Origin of the sequence: Haemophilus sp. UMB1048 (assembly GCF_030218125.1) — a bacterium.
Taxonomy (GTDB): domain Bacteria; phylum Pseudomonadota; class Gammaproteobacteria; order Enterobacterales; family Pasteurellaceae; genus Haemophilus_D.
Window position 1 is genome coordinate 1 of record NZ_JASOPB010000117.1, and the last position, 265, is coordinate 265.

The window sequence follows — 265 nt, forward strand, 5'->3', positions numbered from 1 at the left end:
TCCCCGAGCCGCAGGCGCATCCGCACTGGCAGACCCTGGAGCTGCGCGACGTGTCGTTCCACTATCCGGATAACAGTTTTGCCGTCGGGCCGATTAATTTAACTCTCAAACGCGGCGAACTGGTGTTTCTGATTGGCGGCAATGGCAGCGGCAAGTCGACGCTGGCGATGCTACTGACCGGTCTGTATCAACCACTCTCCGGGCAGATCCTACTTGATGGTCAGCCGCTGGCGGCGGAAAAACCAGAAGATTACCGCAAACTGTT

General features: G+C 57.7%; 1 protein-coding gene. It reads left to right on the forward strand.

Going from position 1 to position 265, the window contains the following annotated elements:
* A partial coding sequence (locus tag QP437_RS10130; RefSeq protein WP_285267744.1) for an ATP-binding cassette domain-containing protein occupies window positions 1–265 on the forward strand: 265 nt, incomplete at both ends.